The sequence below is a fragment of the Roseburia sp. 499 genome (assembly GCF_001940225.2).
Lineage (GTDB): Bacteria > Bacillota > Clostridia > Lachnospirales > Lachnospiraceae > Petralouisia.
Map to the genome: position 1 here is coordinate 634,876 of NZ_CP135164.1, position 21,075 is coordinate 655,950.

Annotated in this window: 16 protein-coding genes and 1 pseudogene; 16 read left to right on the forward strand and 1 reads right to left on the reverse strand. The window is 38.3% G+C overall.

What is annotated here, in order from left to right; genetic code table 11:
* Positions 1-17 precede the first annotated feature (17 nt).
* The 13 genes and pseudogenes from BIV20_RS03290 (at position 18) to BIV20_RS03350 (ending at position 16,676) form a co-directional block, all read left to right on the forward strand.
* Complete coding sequence (locus tag BIV20_RS03290; RefSeq protein WP_075718029.1) at positions 18-1,706, forward strand: recombinase family protein; 1,689 nt, start codon at positions 18-20, stop codon at positions 1,704-1,706.
* Positions 1,681-2,280 (forward strand): annotated as a pseudogene (locus tag BIV20_RS03295) (peptidoglycan-binding protein); the annotation flags it as partial. The gene BIV20_RS03290 and the pseudogene BIV20_RS03295, both read left to right, overlap by 26 nt.
* A 192-nt stretch (positions 2,281-2,472) precedes the next feature.
* Positions 2,473-5,355, forward strand: coding sequence for an EAL domain-containing protein (locus BIV20_RS03300; protein WP_075718031.1), 2,883 nt, complete (start codon positions 2,473-2,475; stop codon positions 5,353-5,355).
* A 34-nt stretch (positions 5,356-5,389) separates the two neighbouring features.
* Positions 5,390-6,256, forward strand: a complete 867-nt coding sequence (locus BIV20_RS03305; RefSeq protein ID WP_075718033.1) for an EamA family transporter — start codon at positions 5,390-5,392, stop codon at positions 6,254-6,256.
* Positions 6,257-6,375: 119 nt separating this feature from the next.
* The gene (locus BIV20_RS03310) at positions 6,376-6,735 is read left to right on the forward strand and encodes a hypothetical protein (protein WP_075718035.1); all 360 of its coding nucleotides are present in this window, start codon (positions 6,376-6,378) and stop codon (positions 6,733-6,735) included.
* Between the two features lie 12 nt (positions 6,736-6,747).
* Positions 6,748-7,302 carry a DUF2087 domain-containing protein gene (locus BIV20_RS03315; protein ID WP_075718037.1) on the forward strand — a complete coding sequence of 185 codons (555 nt, stop codon included), beginning with the start codon at positions 6,748-6,750 and terminating at the stop codon, positions 7,300-7,302.
* Between the two features lie 161 nt (positions 7,303-7,463).
* Positions 7,464-10,055 (forward strand): ATP-dependent chaperone ClpB, encoded by a 2,592-nt coding sequence (clpB, locus tag BIV20_RS03320; protein WP_075718039.1) that lies wholly within the window; start codon positions 7,464-7,466, stop codon positions 10,053-10,055.
* Positions 10,056-10,274: 219 nt separating this feature from the next.
* Positions 10,275-11,036, forward strand: coding sequence for an ABC transporter ATP-binding protein (locus tag BIV20_RS03325; protein ID WP_075718041.1), 762 nt, complete (start codon positions 10,275-10,277; stop codon positions 11,034-11,036).
* 26 nt (positions 11,037-11,062) lie between these two features.
* Positions 11,063-12,142, forward strand: a complete 1,080-nt coding sequence (locus BIV20_RS03330; RefSeq protein ID WP_158024900.1) for an ABC transporter permease — start codon at positions 11,063-11,065, stop codon at positions 12,140-12,142.
* Positions 12,139-13,401: an ABC transporter permease gene (locus BIV20_RS03335; RefSeq protein ID WP_075718045.1), complete on the forward strand. Its 1,263-nt coding sequence runs from the start codon at positions 12,139-12,141 to the stop codon at positions 13,399-13,401. Before BIV20_RS03330 ends, BIV20_RS03335 begins: the two co-directional genes overlap by 4 nt.
* The gene (locus BIV20_RS03340; RefSeq protein ID WP_075718047.1) at positions 13,398-14,549 is read left to right on the forward strand and encodes a sensor histidine kinase; all 1,152 of its coding nucleotides are present in this window, start codon (positions 13,398-13,400) and stop codon (positions 14,547-14,549) included. The genes BIV20_RS03335 and BIV20_RS03340 overlap by 4 nt, the downstream gene beginning before the upstream one ends.
* A gap of 42 nt (positions 14,550-14,591) precedes the next feature.
* Entirely contained in the window at positions 14,592-15,224 is a 633-nt protein-coding gene (locus BIV20_RS03345; RefSeq protein ID WP_075718049.1) for a response regulator, read from the forward strand.
* Between the two features lie 45 nt (positions 15,225-15,269).
* Positions 15,270-16,676, forward strand: a complete 1,407-nt coding sequence (locus BIV20_RS03350) for a DUF5808 domain-containing protein (RefSeq protein ID WP_075718051.1) — start codon at positions 15,270-15,272, stop codon at positions 16,674-16,676.
* A 551-nt stretch (positions 16,677-17,227) separates the two neighbouring features.
* Here BIV20_RS03350 and BIV20_RS03355 read toward each other — a convergent pair.
* Positions 17,228-17,458, reverse strand: a complete 231-nt coding sequence (locus tag BIV20_RS03355; protein WP_075718053.1) for a hypothetical protein — start codon at positions 17,456-17,458, stop codon at positions 17,228-17,230.
* A 101-nt stretch (positions 17,459-17,559) separates the two neighbouring features.
* Here BIV20_RS03355 and BIV20_RS03360 point away from each other — a divergent pair, with 101 nt between their 5' ends.
* The 3 genes from BIV20_RS03360 (at position 17,560) to BIV20_RS03370 (ending at position 21,068) form a co-directional block, all read left to right on the forward strand.
* Complete coding sequence (locus BIV20_RS03360; RefSeq protein ID WP_075718055.1) at positions 17,560-18,252, forward strand: polysaccharide deacetylase family protein; 693 nt, start codon at positions 17,560-17,562, stop codon at positions 18,250-18,252.
* A 20-nt stretch (positions 18,253-18,272) separates the two neighbouring features.
* Complete coding sequence (locus BIV20_RS03365) at positions 18,273-19,595, forward strand: replication-associated recombination protein A (protein WP_075718057.1); 1,323 nt, start codon at positions 18,273-18,275, stop codon at positions 19,593-19,595.
* A gap of 186 nt (positions 19,596-19,781) precedes the next feature.
* Positions 19,782-21,068: an aminotransferase gene (locus BIV20_RS03370; protein ID WP_075718059.1), complete on the forward strand. Its 1,287-nt coding sequence runs from the start codon at positions 19,782-19,784 to the stop codon at positions 21,066-21,068.
* Positions 21,069-21,075: the final 7 nt, after the last annotated feature.

The following is a 21,075-nucleotide window of genomic DNA, read 5'->3' on the forward strand; positions in this document are numbered from 1 at the left end:
AAGGAGCGTGAAGAATAATGCAAAGAAAAAGAGTTCGTATTCTACTTCGAGTAAGCTCTAATCAACAGTTGGAAGCAGATGGAGACTTGAGCGTACAAAGACAATTAGTAACAGAATATGTAACAAGCCATAGTGAATGGGTTCTTGATAGTAAAGAATACTTTGAAGGAAGCAACAGTGGTTATAAAAATGCTGTATCGGATAGAGATATTCTCAGGGAAATCTACAAAGACGCAGAAGCCAAAGAGTTTGACATATTAGTTGTATATAAAGATGACCGACTTGGCAGACGTATGTGGGAAATTGGTGGGTATGTAATGTCGTTAAAAAGTTTAGGAGTTGATATATATACTGTCAAAGATGGCTGTATTTCTCCCGAATCGGATGATATTATGGGACAAATGGTTCTTGCGTTACGATATGGTAATGCACAGAAATCAAGCTCCGACACAGGACAAAGAGTAAAGGACACCGCACAGAAGCTAGTACAGAAAGGAAAATTCATGGGTGGTTCTGCTCCGTTTGGATATACCCTTGAATATTCTGGAGAAATTAGTAAGCATGGACGAGCTTTAAAACATCTGGTTATTGTTCCAGAGCAAGCCGAGGTTGTAAAGCATATTTATCATTTATCTAATGATAAAGAATATGGTTCAGCTAAAATTGCAAAAGAATTAAATACAGAAGAAAAATACAAGGCACTTGCTCCGAATGATGTATGGAAAAGTGGTACTGTTACATCTATTCTTACTAATCCTATTTACGCAGGACATACAGCTTATAAACGACGAGAACGCAAGAATGGAAAGTATCGTAGACTGGATAGTGACGAATGGGTGTTATCAGCTGAACCAAATGATAATATTACAATCATTGATGGAAATACATGGAACAAAGTGCAGGAAAAACGGAAAAAACGTGGCGATAAATATACAAAGAAATTAGAGAACAAAGATGTTACAGTTATTAGGAGGAACGATGGTATGTTAGCCTTAGTTGATGTTTTGCATTGCGGTTATTGTGGGTGTAAAATGGTAAATGGAAGCAGATATAATTACTGGACAATTAAAGCAACTGGAGAACGAAGAACGAAGCAAATTCCTATATACAAATGTCAGAACGCATGGCAAGGAGTACCGCACGATAAAACGAAGCAACACCGAGCCGATAAGATTGAACCGATTGTTTTTGAAGCTCTTGCAAAATATATTGGCAAGCTACAAAAAAATGAAAATGTATTTGAACAAATTCAAGCTAACCAGAATACCGAGAAAAAGGCTCTTGAAAAAATAGTTGCTAAAGAAAAGCTGGAACTTGCAAAGATACAACAAAAAATTGATGTAATGGAAAGCAATATACCCAATGCAATGTTGGGAGAATATCCACTCTCTCTTGAAGAACTGGTTGCTATCATCAATAAGCATAAGGAACAATTAAAAGCACAGCAGGAAGTAATCCGACAAAAAGAAGCTGATTTGAATAGTGTTTCTGTCAATGTAAATGAATGGCAGGAACTTAGGAGTCAGATACCGACATGGCAGGAAGTTTTTATGAATGCCGATACAGCAACCAAACGAGTACTGGTTGATAAACTGATTGAGCGTATTGATATTACAAAAGATGATATTGTAATCCGCTTCAAAATCAATATCAATGATTTTTTTCAGCAACCCCGAATCAGTGATGGTTTCGGGGTACCGAAATAAGGGATATGATTTTACTATAACTTCTTCTACTGCATATGATCATAAGTGGATGTATGGAAGAAATTACTTTGAGAGTATTTCCAGAGTAGTGGACGAGATATTTGCAAATTATTTATCAAGACCAAATGTAAAGCAGCCCATTTTGACCCAATATTGTGATGGGGAACGAGTTACCTGTCCGAATTGGATGAGTCAATGGGGGTCTAAGTATTTAGGAGACCAAAATTACGCCCCGATTGAAATTATACGATATTATTATGGAGATGATATGTATATTAATGAGGCAGAAGAGATTTCAGGGGTGCCGGCATCCTGGCCGGGAGAAGATTTAACCATTGGTTCTAGTGGAAACAAGGTGCGTCAGATGCAGGAACAGTTGAATCGTATTGCACAGGTATATACTTCTATTCCGAGAGTTGCCACCGATGGTTCGTATGGACCGGCTACAGCGGAAGCAGTAAGGCAGTTCCAGTCTATATTTGGACTTCCGGCAACAGGAGTTGTAGATTATCCGACTTGGTATAAAATATCGGAGATTTATGTTGGTGTTACCAGAATTGCAGAACTTTATTGAGATAAGTTAAGAAAGTGCAGAAATCTAGAAAGAGAGAATCACAAATTGAATGTGAAACTCTCTTTTTTTAGTGCGAAAAATGTAGGATAAAAGGAATGTTTTTGTACACTTATAGGTTGCTTTTTTTATGATGTGAAAGTATAATTAAAATAATAGAAGAAGAAAGAAAAACTAGGGGAAAGGCTGAGAATTATGAGAAAATTATACAAAAGGTGCAGTGCTATCGGAATGCTGATACTGGTATTATTTTTTGCAGTGTTTCCAATACAAGTTACTGCGGAGAACCAACAAAATACAGGAAAAGAAGTAAAAGTAGGATATGTCCCATATGACCATATGATTAAAGTGGATAAAGAAGGAAACTACTATGGCTATGGGGTTGCTTACCTAAATGAATTAGCAAAAATAACCGGTTGGACTTACAAATTTGTTGAGGTTAGTGAGAATGACCGGATAGAAAAGTTGTTGAATGGCGACATTGATTTGTTATGTAGTATACATAAAGATTGCGAACAAAAGGATCAATTGTTATTTTGTAGAGAAACAACTGTATTAGAGTATGGAATGTTGGCAACCGTGGAAGATAACACTGAGATTTTTTTTGATGATTTTCAGCATATTAATGGGAAAAAAATCGGAATCAATGTTAATGCTGATTTAGAGAATGCATTAATTCGTTATGCCAGTGAAAACGGAATCTCTTATGAACCAGTTTATTTTGAAGACCTGGAGAGTATGCAGGAGGCGTTAAAGAGTAAAACGATAGATATTATGTTGGTATCTAGCCTTCGAGATATAGAGAATATTAAGTATGTAGGAAAGACGTATTCGGTACCGGAATATTTTACGGTAAGTAAAAATAATCCGGAATTAATGGATGAATTGAATAAGGCAGATCTTGAATTGAAAAGAGAACGTCCTTTTTATATTTCCGGGTTACATGAGAGTTTTTATGGTGTACCTTACGAAAAATTGACAGGAATTACAAGAGAAGAGTATGAGTTCATTTTGCGAAAGGAACCTATAAAAGTAGTATGCGATGCGGGGAGCTGTCCGATAGGATACGTAGATGAAACAACTGGGAAGTATTCCGGAATCTATGCCGATTTGCTAGAGGTGATTTCAAAGGAAAGCGGATTGGAGTTTGAATATATTCCTCTTGAGAATTATGAAGAAGCATGGGAAATGATAGCAAATGGTGAGGCAGATATTATAGCTGGAAGTTATGCAAATAATACTTTGAGAAAAGAGTATAATATGACTTTTACAGAAAGCTACTTTGATATGGAATATTCTATTGTAGCGCAGTGGTCAAAAGAGATACCGGAAAATCCTACGGTTGCTATTCCTATAGGGTATGTAGGCATTCAGACATATATTAGAGAAAATGAGCCCAATTGGGAGATTCGAACATATGATGATGCCGAGACTTGTCTGAAGGCAGTAGAAAGTAATGATACGGATTTAGCACTGATAAATTCCATTTTTTTACAGACGGTTCTTAATTTGAATAATTATGATGATTTAAGAGTGATTCCGAATATATCAAGTAATATTCCGATTTGCATTGGAATAGGAATGAAGAATGAGAATGCGGAAATATTGCAAAGTATTTTAAATAAGGCAATTTTCCAAATACCGGAAGACCAGATTTTAAAATGTATCTCCGAAAATACGATAAATGCGCAATATACGCTTACTGTTAAAGAGATTATTGTAAATGCTATTCCTTATATTATGATGGTTTTGTTGGTCATAGTACTATTTGTAATATTGATTATATCTAAACGTGAAAAACATTATCGTCATTTGGCATTGACAGATTCTGTGACCGGATTATGGAACGATGTGAAATTTTATAAAGAAACACAGGAAATATTAGATAGGAATCCGGATAAAGCATATCTGCTGATTACGCTTGATATTAATAAGTTCAAATTTATAAATAATGACTTTGGGTCTTACGCCGGAGACAGGATACTTACAGTGCTTGGAAAAAGAATACAAGATGTCTTTGGGGGAGTTGGATATTATGCTCGAGGAACAGCAGATATTTTTATGATACTGATGGAGGAAAAGGACTATCGGGAGGAAATGCTGAATCCTTTGAAAAAGGAGATATATTTTGATAATGGAGGAAAGCGTCAGTACTACAAGATTACAATAAAATCTGGAATACGATTGATTCATGCCGGAGAAAAGCGAAAAGATGTAAAACGGTATGTAGATCAGGCTTCCTTGGCAAGGAAAAGTATAAAGGAAATTGCAGATGAGAGTGTTGCTTATTATGATGAAAAGATGAAAGAGAATATTGCAAAGGATATTGCCATTGAAAATAAGATGGAAGCAGCACTGGAAAATGGAGAATTTCAAGTTTACCTGCAACCGAAGTATTATCTTCCAACGGGAGAAATTATTGGGGCTGAAGCTTTAGTGAGATGGATAGAGCAAGATGGCAAGATGGTATGGCCGGATCAGTTCATTCCTTTATTTGAAAGAAATGGATTCATCATAAATGTTGATTTTTATGTGTATGAGCAGGTGTTAAAGAAAATGGCAACTTGGAGGGAGGAAGGACGTAAGTTAATTTGTGTATCGGTGAATGTTTCAAGAGTACATATAAGGACGTATGACTTTTTTATAAAGCTAAATAAGTTAATGGAAAAATATGATATTCCGAAAGAGTATTTTGAATTGGAATTGACAGAAACCATTATGGGTGGGGATCAAAGCATTACCAGAGATTTTGTAAGAGAGTGTAAAAGGGAAGGCTACCATGTTTCTATTGATGATTTTGGCAGTGGTTATTCTTCTTTGAATCTGCTAAAAGATTTGCCTGTAGATATTTTAAAGATCGATAAAGGATTCTTGGATGAAACAGCAGAGTCTCAGCGAAGCAGTATCATTGTGCAACAGGTAGTAGAAATGGCAAAGAAAATGGAAATCGGAACTTTGTGTGAAGGGGTGGAAACATCAGAGCAGGCAGACTTTTTGAAAGGAATTGGTTGCGATATGGCACAAGGATATTTGTATTCAAAACCGATTCCGATGGATGAATTTGAAAAATTAATTTAATTTCCGGAAAAAGGTATTATTAAGGTGACGAAATATGTGGATATTTTTTGCCGCAGGCTCCGCAGTGTTTGCCGGAGCGACTGCGATTCTTGCAAAGGTTGGAGTAAAAAATACGGATTCTGATGTGGCGACAGCACTACGAACTCTTGTAGTGCTGTTGTTTTCGTGGCTTATGGTGTTCGTAACAGATTCTTATATTCCACTGGAATCCGTATCTGAGAAGAATTTGTTATTACTGGTATTATCGGGAATTGCAACGGGAGCATCTTGGCTTTGCTATTTTAAGGCATTGCAGTTAGGTGATGTAAATAAGGTAACTCCTATTGATAAGACAAGTACAGTACTTACTATGATATTGGCATTTTTCTTTTTGGGAGAATCCCTTACGATGGTTATGTTCATTGGAATGGTGGGGATATTGACAGGAACCATGCTGATGATAGAAAAGAAAGAGGTAACTGACAGGCAGAAGGAAAAAGGAAATTCTCTTTGGCTGATATATGCAGTACTTTCCGCAGTATTTGCCAGTCTGACATCCATCCTTGGAAAATTGGGAATGGAAGGGATTCCGTCCAATTATGGAACAGCAGTGCGCACCTGTGTGGTGCTTGTAATGGCATGGATTGTGGTTTTTCTTCAGAAGAAACAGGCAAAGGTAAGAGGAATCGAAAAGAAAAGTTGGATATTTCTGGTGTTTTCAGGAGTTACAACCGGACTGTCCTGGCTCTGCTATTACCGAGCACTTCAAGAAGGACCTGCCAGCATCGTAGTACCCATTGATAAGTTAAGTGTATTGATTACCATAGTTTTTGCAAGAATATTTTTGAAGGAAAAGTTGACGAAAAAAGCAGTGGTTGGACTGATGGTGTTGGTAGCAGGAACACTGGTGCTTCTACTATAGAAAAAACTGATTAGATGAATATAAAAATAATATTGACAATAATAAAATGATGTGTATAATGAAATGTGTAAAGTGATTAGATAGGTATAAAAACGGGGAAATAGAAAAGAGGAATAAAAATGGAAAAAAAAGATAAATTTGTGGAATATTTAACAAAGGAAAAAAATCAATGTATCGAGAAGGAAAAGAAGTTGCTCGCAGAGGAACGGAAGGACGAAGCAAATCTTTGCAAGGTAGAAGCCAATATTTATGATATTTTTGGAACCCTCTATCGGGTATCTTTGCAAGAAGCAGAGAAGGCTGGTGGCGATGATACAAAGGCTGAAGAGATGTTTTTGCAAAAGGCAAAGTCAGTGCCTGCCAATTGGAAGAAATCCTATGAAATTGCCAAGGAGCATCAGGATGCTCAGAAGATTTTGATAGAAGAAACAAAGCTTGCAGTGGTGGAGCGGATTATGGCAGAATATCAGAGACTATAGGAGAGTGAATATATGACAGAATCAGAGGCGATTAAGCTATTTAAGTGTTTGGCAGATAAGTCAAGACTTCAGATATTAAAGTCGTTGATGCAAGAGGACATGTATGTGGAACGATTGGCGGAACGGTTGAATTTGACACCGCCTACCATTTCCTTTCATCTAAAAAAATTAGAGGATGCCGGAGCTGTGGAGTCTTATAAAGACCAGTATTATATGATGTATTCTCTGAAAAAAGATGTATTTATGACAAATATTATAGATATCATCCGGGAAGAGTCTTCCGAGTCTAAGCAGCAGCAGGAGCGAGAGGAAGCATATCGGAGAAAGGTAATAGAGGCTTTTTTTGAATATGGAAAGTTAAAGTCAATTCCTGCACAGCGAAAAAAGGAACGAATCGTTCTGGAAGAAATTGCAAAGTCCTTTGAAAAAGGGAAAAAATATACAGAGCGAGAAGTCAATATTTTGATTGCAGATTTTAATGATGATTTTTGTACCATTCGCCGGGATATGATAGCAGAGAATATCTTGGAGAGAGATAAGGCGAATTATTGGTTGGCGGAGGAGTAGAATAAACGAATAGGTCAAATAAAAAGAATTAGCACTCACCTCTTGACAGTGCTAACAAAAAGTAGTATTGTTATAACAAACATAGAACAATACTACTTTTTGTTGTGATATGAAAAACTATTTTGAGCAATAATAACATCAGGAGGGAAGGAGGTACCCTTATGAATATTCAGAAGTTTACACAAAAGTCAATCGAAGCCATCAATGGATGTGAGAAATTAGCCTATGAATACGGCAATCAGGAAATCGAACAGGAACATTTGCTGGTGTCCTTGCTGACCCAGGAGGACGGTCTTATTCCAAAGTTGATTGAGAAGATGGAAATTAATAAGGAACATTTCACACAGAATGCCATTACGCATCTGGAAAAGCGTGTGAAGGTTTCCGGTGGACAGGTCTATATGGGACAGAACCTGAATAAGGTATTGATTAGTGCTGAAGATGAGGCGAAAAAAATGGGAGACGAATATGTTTCCGTAGAGCATTTGTTTTTAACTCTATTAAAATACCCAAATCAGGCAATGAAGGAAATTTTCAAGGAATATGGAATCACCAGAGATCGTTTTTTGCAGGCATTGGCAACGGTACGAGGCAATCAGAAGGTAGTATCTGATAACCCGGAGGCTACTTATGATACCCTGGAGAAGTATGGCTATGATATGGTGGAACGCGCCAGAGATCAGAAATTGGATCCGGTTATCGGACGTGACAGTGAGATTCGTAATGTAGTTCGTATCTTGTCTCGTAAGACAAAGAATAACCCAGTGCTGATAGGTGAGCCTGGTGTTGGTAAGACAGCTGTGGTAGAAGGGCTTGCACAACGTATTGTTCGTGGTGACGTGCCGGAAGGCTTGAAGGACAAGAAGTTGTTTGCACTAGATATGGGAGCGTTAGTAGCAGGAGCCAAGTATCGTGGTGAATTTGAAGAGCGTTTGAAGGCAGTATTGGATGAAATAAAAAATAGTGACGGACAGATTATTCTGTTTATTGATGAACTTCATACCATTGTTGGTGCCGGAAAGACAGATGGAGCCATGGATGCAGGTCAGCTCTTGAAGCCAATGCTTGCTCGTGGTGAATTGCACTGTATTGGAGCTACTACTTTAGATGAATACCGTGAATATATTGAAAAGGATGCAGCTTTGGAGCGAAGATTCCAGCCGGTACATGTGGATGAGCCTACGGTAGAAGATACCATTTCTATCCTTCGTGGTTTAAAAGACCGCTACGAAGTGTTCCATGGGGTTAAGATTACAGATGGCGCGCTGGTATCTGCAGCAGTGCTGTCCAACCGTTACATCAGTGACCGTTTCCTGCCGGATAAGGCAATCGATTTAGTGGATGAAGCATGTGCGTTGATAAAGACAGAACTGGATTCCATGCCTACCGAACTAGATGAACTTCAGCGTAAGGTGATGCAAATGGAAATTGAAGAAGCAGCATTGAAAAAGGAAGGAGATCGTTTAAGTAAAGATCGACTGGAAACTTTACAGAAAGAACTTGCTGAGTTAAAGAACGAGTTCCAGAACAAAAAAGCACAGTGGGATAATGAGAAGAAGTCCGTAGAAAAGGTACAGAAGCTGAGAGAAGAAATAGAGGGAATCAATGCAGAAATTGCTAAGGCACAGCAGAGTTATGATTTGGAAAAGGCAGCAGAACTGCAATATGGAAAACTGCCACAGCTTCAGAAACAGTTAGAAATTGAAGAGGAACAGGTACGAAAGAAAGACTTAAGTCTGGTACATGAAAATGTCAGTGAAGAAGAAATTGCAAGAATTATTTCCAGATGGACAGGAATTCCGGTAGCAAAGCTGACCGAAAGTGAACGAAATAAAACATTGCATCTGGATGAAGAACTGCATAAACGTGTCATCGGACAGGACGAAGGCGTTACCAAGGTAACAGAAGCCATCATTCGCTCGAAAGCGGGAATCAAAGACCCGACCAAACCAATCGGTTCTTTCCTATTTTTAGGACCTACTGGAGTTGGTAAGACAGAACTGGCCAAGGCGTTGGCAGCCAGTCTTTTTGATGATGAAAATAACATGGTGCGTATTGATATGAGTGAGTACATGGAGAAATATTCTGTGTCTCGTTTAATCGGAGCACCTCCAGGATATGTAGGATATGAAGAAGGTGGACAGCTGACGGAAGCAGTACGAAGAAAACCTTATTCCGTTGTATTGTTTGATGAGGTGGAAAAGGCACATCCGGATGTATTTAATGTATTGCTCCAGGTATTGGACGATGGACGAATTACGGATTCTCAAGGCCGTACGGTTGACTTTAAGAACACAATCCTGATTATGACATCCAACCTTGGTTCATCTTATCTGCTTGAGGGAATTGATGAGAACGGTGATATTAAGCCGGATGCAGAAGAAGCAGCAATGAATGAATTGCGTGGCAACTTCCGACCGGAGTTCTTGAACCGTCTGGATGAGATTATCATGTTCAAGCCACTGACGAAGAACAACATCGGCGGTATCATTCATTTATTGATGGCTGATTTGAATAAGCGTCTGGTAGAACGAGAAATCTCAGTGGAATTAACATCACAGGCAGAGCAGTTTATTGTAGATAATGGTTATGATCCGGTATATGGTGCAAGACCTTTGAAACGTTATCTGCAAAAGACTGTAGAGACCTTGGCAGCAAAGCTAATTTTGGCAGACCAAGTGGGAGCAGGAGATACCATTCTTATAGATGTGGAGAATGGAGCGTTAAAAGCGGAATGTAAGGGAAAGGCATAACAATAGTAAGCAAAATAAAAAGCAGACATGGGCAAAGAATTGTCTATGTTTGCTTTTTTTTGTACGAAGATCATAAGCTGAAATTCAAAACATGACAAAAGTCACATCACATTTCATTTCTTTTTTCACTACCAACCTTCTCCCACAATTGGTATCATGTATACATAGGAAAAACACTGGTGACATTCTTGAACGATAAGAAACGGAGAGGATTAAGATATGGAAGAAATTATATTAAGAACAACAGATTTGACTAAAAAGTATGGAAGCAAGGTAGTTGTGGACAGTCTAAATCTTGAAATTAAAAAGGGAGAAATTTTTGGACTTTTGGGACCAAATGGAGCAGGAAAGAGTACCACCATGAACATGATTTGCTCCATTACAAAACCTACAGCGGGTAAGATAGAGCTGTTGGGAAAGGATCCGTGGAAGCAGAAAAAGGAAGTAATTCAAAGAATTGGGTACATTCCACAGGAACTTGCAATACATGGAAATTTGAAAGCATGGGAAAATGTGGAGTTATTTACTTCTTTGTATGGGATAAAGGGAGAAGAATTGCGACAGTCAGTGGATAAGTCGTTGGAATATGTAGGGCTTTCTGAAAGACGCAGCGAATTTGCCAAAAACTTTTCCGGTGGTATGAAGCGCAGATTAAATATAGCCTGTGCCATCGGGCATCAACCGGAATTGTTGATTTTTGATGAACCTACGGTAGGAATTGATCCACAGTCTAGAAATTTTATTTTAGAGAAGATTAAGGAATCCAATCAGAATGGAGCTACTGTTATCTATACTAGCCATTATATGGAGGAAGTAGAAGCAATCTGTACCAGAATTGCTATTATGGATAACGGTAAAATGATAGCCTGTGGAACCAGTCAGGAACTGAAACAGATGGTAGCCGATGGAAACGAAGAAATTACCTTAGAAGAAGTATTTCTTACCTTGACGGGAAAGAAACTGAGAGATTACGCAGAATAGTGGGGGAATGCAGGATGATAAGATATTTGATAAAGAACAATTTTAAGCTGATGCTGCGAAATAAATGGGTTCTTGCATGTATGCTGATTGGTCCTATTCTGACAATCGCAATGTTATCCAGTGCTTTTGAAGATATGATGTCTTCTTATGAAAATGTAGAAGAATTTAAGGTGGGATATCGTGTAAGCGAGAAGAGTGTGTTCGCAGACAGTATAGAAGAAATCACGGATGCAGGAAAAACTGCTGGGATTCAATTCGCAAATTATCCGGATGGAGACCCGGAAAGTTTAATGGCACAAAATGACCTTGCAGGATTTCTTGTATTTGATGGAGAAGAATATACCCTGTATGAAAGTGCAGATTATGAAACAGAGGGACAAACACTGGAATATTTTATGGTGCAGGTGGAAAAACAGGCAGCAAGACAGATAGAAAACAATATGTTCCCACAAGGAGAAGAGGAAAACATAACCTTGCCGATACAGGAATTGGAGTTTATGCCGGCAATAGATTCCAAGGATTATTATGGAATCATAGAGGTAGTGTATTTTATCTGGTGTGGAATTGTAAGTGTGGCAGGAGTATTATCCAGTGAGAAGAAAAACGGAATCAGCAAACGATTTCAAGTGGCAGCTATGTCTGAGACCAAATTGTATTTTTCCAGGTGGATTCCGGCGGTACTGACAACGATTTGTCAAATAGCGGCTACCATTTTCTTAGCCACAGTTCTCTTTGGAATTTCCTGGGGAAATATTCCTTTGACGGTTGTAGTACTATTGGTTACTGTTATGGGAGCAATGGCATTTGGACTGCTTTTGTATGCTATTTGTAGGAATCTTGCAGTAACCATTGTAGCGTTGTTTACGTTGGTATGGTTTATGGGATTTTTTGGAGGAAGTTTTGAGACCTATATGTTTTCGTCTATGCCGGATTCTATGAAAAATTTATCTCCTATTTATCATGTAAATCGTGCCTTGGTGGAATATTCCTGTATGGGGAAAAGTGATTATACCATAAGCTGTATTCTATATATGATTGGAATTACCATTGTATGTACGGTACTGGCAGTATTGATTAATACCATAAGAAAGAAGGGAAGAGCATGAATCATTTTTTAGAATTATTAAAAATAAATATGAAACTGTTATTAAGGAATAAAGGATTTTTGTTTTTCCTTTTGGTAACGCCAATTGTATCAATGATTATTATGAATATTCATACCGATTCTTCTTTTTATGAAGAAGCAAATGAGGAAAGAATGATAAGAGAGATTTCAGAAGAAGAAAAGGTGGTGTACCTGAATGATTGGTCATCATATTCAGTAAAGGTTTATGATGCGGCAGAAACTGAACTGTCAGAATATCTGTTGGAGGAACTGTCAGATACAGGAATGTTTTCCATTTACAGACAGGATGCAAAGGAAATGCCGGAAACTGAGGTCTTAGAGCAGTCAAAAAAGGATGCAATGAATGACCGAATCGGTACCATTTTATATATAAAACCAGACTTTAATGAAGGTGTTATGAATGGAAATTGGGAGGATGCAGTACGATTCTATCAGGTATCAGAAGATGAGAGATGGGAATTGTGGGAAGAATCATTTACCAACGAACTTGTTTCCATTTATCAGGCAGCACAAGGCATAGGAGCGGAAGAAGACCAGATTTTGTCAGTTCTTCAGGGAATCAAGGAGAATATGCCTGCGAAGAAAGTGGTTTCCGTGGATGGAAAGAATGAAATTGCTTTGAGTAGAGAGCAGAATGAAAAAAAGAGTCTTGCGGGCTATGCCTATGCCGTAATTACGCTGGGATTTTTGTTCTGCGGTGTATGTATTGCATATACAGTGATTGAAGAACGGGATAATAAAGTGTATACTAGAATTATGCTTTCCAAAGTGGGAAGATACGAATATCTGCTGTCAAAGCTTGTAATGTCGATTTTGATTTCAATATTGCAGACAGGTGTAATGGCAGTGGGGATGTTTGTAGTAAGAGATATGGACTTTGGCATTGCAAAGCCAGGTTTCCTGCTTTTCATATTGTTACTAGGACTTATTTTTAATGTGCTGAGTATGGCAGTAGGTATCTTAATTGGAGATGTAATGGGTGCGAATTATGCGGTATTTGCCATTTGGACAGTTTCCGCATTACTGGCAGGTCTGTACTTCTCAATTGAAGGCTCCTCTGCGGTGATAAAATGTCTTTCCTATTTGACGCCGCAGCGTTGGTTCATGAAGGGAACGGAAATGTTAATGGTAGGAGACCAGACCGCCTATCCGATGATATTATGTATCACTTTGGCTTATCTGATTGTAATATTATGTGTAGGTGTGGTAGGGTTAAAAATGAAAGAGAGTGAAGCATGACAGAGCAGATTCGGGAGAATTATTTTCTGGCAGTGAAAATGTTACTAATGCTGGTAAGTGAAATATATTTACTGGTGATACAGTTTGGGCAGGCAGGAGCATCCGGTGAGATGCTCCTGCTCTTGGCGTTGTTTTTGGGATTTTTTGTAGGAGAGGAATTGCTGAAAAACAGACTGAGGCTTCTTTTTCTGGTGTTGTTGGCAGCAGAATTGTTTTTCCTAATGAATCTGTATGGAGAATCGTTTTTATTGTTGGGAATTTTGTTGGCATATGAGTTTGTTTCTTATATGAAATTCAGATTTCGTCAAGCTGGTTCTGTTATCTGGTATTTTTTTCCTATACTGATTGCATGGATTCCTACACAAAATGATATGTTTGCACAAGTGGCAGTTGCACTGCTTGCAGGAATTATATATATCCAGCATGATTTTATTGTAACCTCTTATCGGAAAGAGATAAAAGAAAATTCTTTGTCTGAGCAGCATTTAAAGAGGAATATGAATCGGCAGGAACATGAGCTTCGCGAGGAATTGAATCGTGGACTTTTGGTGGCAGAAAATCAAATGCTGGAGGAAAAGACGAGATTATCACAGACTCTTCACGATAAGCTGGGACATAATATCAATGGTTCTATTTATCAGTTAGAGGCAGTGAAAGTGTTATTGGAAAAAGACCCGGAAACCAGCAAAAAGATGGTTCAGGCAGTGATTGACCAGTTACGAACCGGAATGGATGAAATTCGAAGTATTCTAAGAAGAGAGCGACCGGAAAAGTACAAACTGGCTATTTTACAGTTACAGCGATTGTGCGAAGAGTGTGAAAACATAGGAATTCATGCAGAGCTGGTGACAAAAGGAGATTTGGCAGAGGTACCGGAAAAATATCTGGAAATTGTATTGGATAATGCCTGTGAAGCAATATCTAATGCACTGAAATATGCACACTGTACTAAGATAGAGATAACAATTGTTGTAATGAACAAGATACTGCGTTGTACAATTTCGGACAACGGTGTCGGGTGCAGTGAGGTGGTAGACGGTATGGGAATTGCCGGCATGAGGCGGCGAATGCGCAGCGTAAATGGAATTCTGGACTTTAATACAGAAGCGGGATTTTCTATTAATATGCTATTGCCTATGAAGGAATAGGAGCGCAAGTTCGGTACGGAAGATGGGAAGGGTGAAAGAAACATGGAAAAGATAAAAGTGATTATTGCAGATGACAGTGATTTTGTGCGGGATGGTATGCGCATTATTTTAAGTGTAGACGAGGAATTTCAGGTGCTTGGATGTGCGGCGAATGGAAAAGAAGCTATTGAATTAGCAGAAAAGACACCGCCAGATGTTTTTTTAATGGATATTCAGATGCCTGAAATGGATGGAATAGAAGCAACAAAAAATATTGTAGAATGTGGTCTGGGAAAGGTATTGATTCTGACAACCTTTGATGATTATAATCTGGTGCAGCAGGCACTCAAATGTGGCGCTAAGGGGTATCTCATTAAAAACCATACCCCGGAACATTTAAAGCAGATGATAAAGTCGGTCTATCACGGAACTGCTGTGATGGAGGAAGGTTTTTTGGAGAATCTGGCACAGGAAACAGGAAGGAAGACAACTGGCTTTAGTGAATCTGGTTACACTGCAAGAGAATTGGATATTATTCGGGCCGTTGCTGATGGACTTTCCAATAAAGAGATTGCCAATAAATTGTTCCTAAGTGAAGGAACGGTAAAGAATTATATTACCGCTATTTTGGCAAAAGAGAATCTATCTCATCGGACTGCATTGGCAGTTTATTATTTGACGGGAAAGAAAACATGAGGATTTTTTAGATTTATGCCAAAAGTTGTATAGGAGGAATCTGCTATGATAGTAAAAATTATATTGTGTGTTTGTATATTACCGTTATTACCGATTATGTATTTTCTGTTTGTCGTAATGGGAAAAGAACAGAACCATGCATTATTTGGCATTACTTTATGGCAGGATGCCCTAAAAGAGGAACGTGTGCAGAATCTTGTGCAGGATTACAAGAAGCAGTTAAAGAGAATGATACTTTTTCTGTTTTTGGTACAGTTTCTGGCATATCTGCCTAAGTATTTTTCTATTGTAATGATATTATGGATGATTTGGCTGTTTGCAGCAATTGCATTACCTTTTATTCCTTATATCAGAGCAAATAAAAAGATGAGGACATATAAGGCAGAATATCAAATTGAGCATAACGAGAAACCGCAGAACAGTACATATGTGGATATGACGGCAACTATAGAGGAAAAAACGAAGTATTTTTGGAAATCTACATTAATTGCATGTATTACAGGATTTATTCCGGCAGTTCTGGCGGTGATTCTGGATAAGACAGTAAAAGCTCCGGCAGCACCGGAACTTTGGGTGACGGAGATAGTATTACTAAGTATGGCGTTGGTGGGAGTAATTTGTTTTTGGGTATTGCATTATTATAACCAACAACCAGTAACAGCATATACAACAGACAGTGATGTGAATATTCAGTTTTCCAGGGTGAAAAAATATCAGTGGTGCAGATGTTTTGGTAATCTTACATGGCTGAATGTTATTTTTACGGGACTGATATTGGCAGGATTTTATCTGGATAGTGCATATATGACAGGATTTTTGATTATTATATGTATGTTGTATTGCGTGATTCCTATGGTATTGGTAGGTGTAAGCTACCATGTTGTTCAAAAACAGAAGGAGAAGCTGTTAGAAAGTAGAGAACTGATTTTATCAGAAGATGATGAAAACTGGATTTGGGGTCTGTTTTACTATAATAAGAATGACAGTCGTTTCTGGGTAGATAAAAAAGTAGGGATTGGTTTTACCACGAATATGGCGAAGCCGGCAGCAATGTTATTAACCGTTGGCATTCTTGTTTTAACCGTTGTGCTTTGTATAGGTGCAGGAGTATTTTGTGCGGTAGAGGAATTTACTCCGGTAAAGCTAGAATATGAAAATCAGCAGATTACAGCAGTCCATTGGAAAGAGGAATATCAGATTCACAAAAATGCTATTAAGTCTATCACATTATTAGATGAGATTCCGTCTATGTCAAAGAGCAATGGAACAGGGATGGATACAGTATACAAGGGAACTTTTTTTAGCAGGGAATATGATAGAAGATTTAAAGTATGCTTAAATCCACAGGCAGAACCGGTGATAATGATTGAGACAACAGATGGAACATGGTACTTGTTTGGGGATAGTGATTCAGAAAAAACAGAAGAAATATATGAGGAATTAATGGAGTAAGAAAAAGAAGTCGTCACTGTGACGGCTTCCTTTCTTTAGCTTCAATTTGATAGAATACAGATTATTACATGAAAAATGTTTGAAACTTTTCATAAGGATAGATATCTCCACCCTTTACTAGTTCATCTTCTCTGACCTTCAAGAAATCCACTACACTAACGATTTTATGCCCACAAGTTTGACATTGGAATAGAAACATCTTATACATTCTGCGCATGAACTAATATATCACAAAATGCATCTGCCTTTGAAATTCCTTCAAGTACTTCCTGAGACTTTAAACTATACATATTGCGTGAAGTAAAGGTTGGGATTCGTACCTTCTTATTGTTGTAATAAAACTCAAAGTATACATATCTAGTACCACCCAAAGGTCCTTTTATGTAGCTCGATTTGATGTTTGTAATATCTTTCGCTGATACCATCTGGAATTCATAAGGATTCTGGTATGAAACATAGGCAATTCTGCCTGCACTTTCATCAATTCGAATGATTGCACTGGCAGTAAACGAACCATCTGTAACAAATGTGCTATAATTTTGGAATTTTTCCTATTGTGAATGTTTTTCCATTGTCTTTTTTGCAATACTTCCTGTAATGATATTGCCAAAAAAGCCGTAACATAATAGTAATACAAATAGTATCATGACTGTAAGTATCTCTGCAGCATATACAATGTCCACAGGGTCCATAAAAAAGCTAATGAGAAAACCGGCAATCACACTTATGCCTAAAATAATAGCTCCCTGAATTAATAAAAATTTTGCATTGAATTTTTTCATATCTCTGCCCCTCCGTTTATATAATTTAGTTAACGAATGCATTTTAGCATTACGAAAAGGATAAGTCAACTGACGAATGCGTTGAGAGGCAGGAATATATTATGAATAGAATTGGTAGGAAGAAGTTATGGCAGAAGTTGTTGCTTTTGGATATCATCTGCATTGTGCTTTTGCTAGGGGGAGTTTCTTATCAGAAAATAGAGTTGCAGACAAGAGAAACTGTAAACACAATACAGGAAAAGAAAAAGGTTGCACTTACGTTTGATGATGGTCCACATCCGGTCTATACTCCCGAAATGTTGGATGTGTTAAAAGAAAAAAATGTAAAGGCAACCTTTTTTCTCTTGGGAGAGCAGGTAGAGAAATATCCGGATATTGTAAAAAGAATGAGTGAGGAAGGTCACTTAATTGGAAATCATTCTTATAAGCATGAACAACTCAGTAAGCTTTCTAGTGTACAGGCATGTACACAGGTAAACCGGACCAATGAACTGATTTATTCCGTTACAGGAAAATACCCGGAATATTTGCGACCTCCTTTTGGAGATTGGAAGGATAGATTGGACTGCGAAGTAAATATGATAGAGGTATTATGGGATGTAGATACCTTGGACTGGTCCAGTAAGAATAAGGATAAAGTAGTAAATAAGGTAGTGACGAACGTAGAAGAAGGTGATATTATTTTAATGCATGACAGTTACGAAAGTACAGTATCGGCAACAAAAGAAATCATTGATATTTTACAAAAGGATGGATACGAATTCGTGACGGTAGATGAGTTGATTATGGAATAGATACAGGAAGTGAGGAAATCATGGATTTATTTGATTATATGCGGGAACAGAATCAGGAAAAGGAGTCCCCTCTTGCAAGTCGCCTGCGTCCGGTAAAATTAGAAGAAGTAGTAGGGCAGCAGCATATCATAGGAAAGGATAAACTACTTTATCGTGCCATTAAAGCGGATAAGTTAAGTTCTGTTATTTTCTATGGACCTCCTGGAACCGGCAAGACAACATTGGCAAAGGTCATTGCCAATACTACCAGTGCAGAGTTTACTCAGATAAATGCCACATCTGCAGGAAAAAAGGATATGGAAGAAGTAGTAGAGCAGGCGAAAAATAATCAGGGAATGTATGGAAAAAAGACGATTCTATTTATAGATGAAATTCATCGTTTCAACAAGGGACAGCAGGATTACCTACTTCCTTTTGTAGAGGATGGAACTATTATTTTGATTGGAGCTACTACAGAAAATCCTTACTTTGAGGTGAACGGGGCGTTGCTTTCAAGGTCTGTGGTATTTGAACTGAAACCTTTGACAAAAGAAGACATCAAGACAATTCTAACGCGTGCTGTGACGGATAGGGAAAAGGGAATGGGTTCCTATGATGCAGTATTAGAAGAAGATGCATTAGATTTTCTGGCGGATATTTCGAATGGAGATGCCAGAGCCGCACTTACAGCAATAGAACTTGGAGTGCTTACGACTCCAAGGGGAGAGGACGGAAAGATACATATTACACTGGAGGTGGCAGAGGAATGTATCCAGAAGCGGGTAGTGCGTTATGACAAAACAGGGGACAACCATTACGATACCGTTTCAGCTTTTATTAAAAGTATGCGTGGTTCGGACCCGGATGCAGCAGTGTATTATCTGGCTAGAATGTTGTATGCAGGGGAAGATATTAAGTTCATTGCAAGAAGGATTATGATTTGTGCCTCGGAAGATGTAGGAAATGCAGACCCAAATGCATTGACGGTAGCAGTAAGTGCAGCTCAGGCTGTAGAGCGGGTAGGAATGCCGGAAGCTCAGATTATATTGGCGCAGGCGGTGACTTATGTAGCTTGTGCACCTAAGAGTAATGCCTCTTGCATGGCAGTATTTGATGCGATGGACACAGTGCGCAATACCAAGACTGCACCAATTCCGGTACATTTACAGGATGCTCATTATAAGGGCGCACAGAAATTAGGACATGGCGATGGATATCTGTATGCACATGATTATCCGAATCACTATGTGAAGCAACAGTATTTGCCAGACGGACTGACAGATTGTCATTTTTATGAGCCAACGGAAAACGGGTATGAGAAGAATATCAAAGAGCACCTTCGTTTTTTGAAGGAAAATTCGTAGTTTTAGTAAAATTGTATAGTCCGCACCACACGAACAAATGTAAATTTGTGAAAGAAAATGCTTTACAAATCATATACGGATAGTGCATAATATAAAAAGTTGCAGTTAAGCTACGAGTCGTTCAAGGTGCATACGCAGTGAACGCATTTGATAAATATGAGACAGAAGTTTTAGGAGGATTTTGAAATGCAGTCATATCAGGAGATGAGCAAGGAAGAATTATTACAGGAGAAAGCAAGTCTGGAAGCAGCATATAAGAGTTATGCTCAGAGCGGATTGAAATTGGACATGTCAAGAGGAAAGCCATCTGCAGAGCAGTTAGATATATCCATGGGAATGATGGATGTTTTAAATAGCAATACAGACTTAAGCTGTGAAGACGGAACTGATTGTCGTAATTACGGTGTATTAGACGGTATTCAGGAAGCAAAAGTGCTGTTAGGCGACATGATTGAATGTCATCCGGATAATATCATTATTTATGGAAATTCCAGTCTGAATATCATGTATGACTGTATTGCACGTTCTATGACACATGGTGTAATGGGAAATACTCCATGGTGTAAGTTAGACAAAGTAAAATTCTTATGTCCGGTTCCGGGATATGACAGACATTTTGCAATCACAGAGTATTTTGGAATTGAAATGATTAACGTGCCAATGCTTCCAACCGGACCGGATATGGATATGGTAGAAGAACTGGTAAGCAAGGATGAAGCGATTAAGGGTATCTGGTGTGTACCGAAATATTCTAATCCACAGGGAATTACCTATTCTGATGAAACAGTACGTCGTTTCGCAAGATTGAAACCGGCTGCAAAGGATTTCCGTATCTATTGGGATAATGCATATGGTGTACATCACTTATATGATATTGATCAGGACAGCTTGATTGAGATTTTGGCAGAATGTAAGCGTGCCGGTAATCCGGATATGGTATATAAGTTCTGTTCTACTTCTAAGATTAGCTTCCCGGGTTCCGGTGTAGCAGCAATCGCAACTTCTGCAAATAACTTGGAAGATATTAAAAAACAGATGAAAGTAGCAACCATCGGACATGATAAGGTAAATCAGTTGCGTCATGTAAGATTCTTCAAGGATATTCACGGAATGGAAGAACACATGAAGAAACATGCAGCAATCTTAAGACCAAAGTTCGAGATGATTATCAATACTTTTAATGAAGAATTAGCAGGACGTGAAGTTGGAAGCTGGATTGCACCAAAGGGAGGATACTTCATCTCCTTCGAAGCACTGGAAGGATGTGCTAAGGCAATCGTAGCTAAGGCAAAGAAAGCAGGCGTTACTATGACACCGGCAGGAGCACCTTATCCATATGGAAAAGATCCGAAAGACAGTACTATCCGTATCGCACCTTCTTATCCAACCATAGAGGATTTGAAGAAGGCAACAGATATTTTTGTTACCTGTGTAAAATTGGTAAGTATTGAAAAGATTTTAGAGAGCAAGTAAGAGAAAA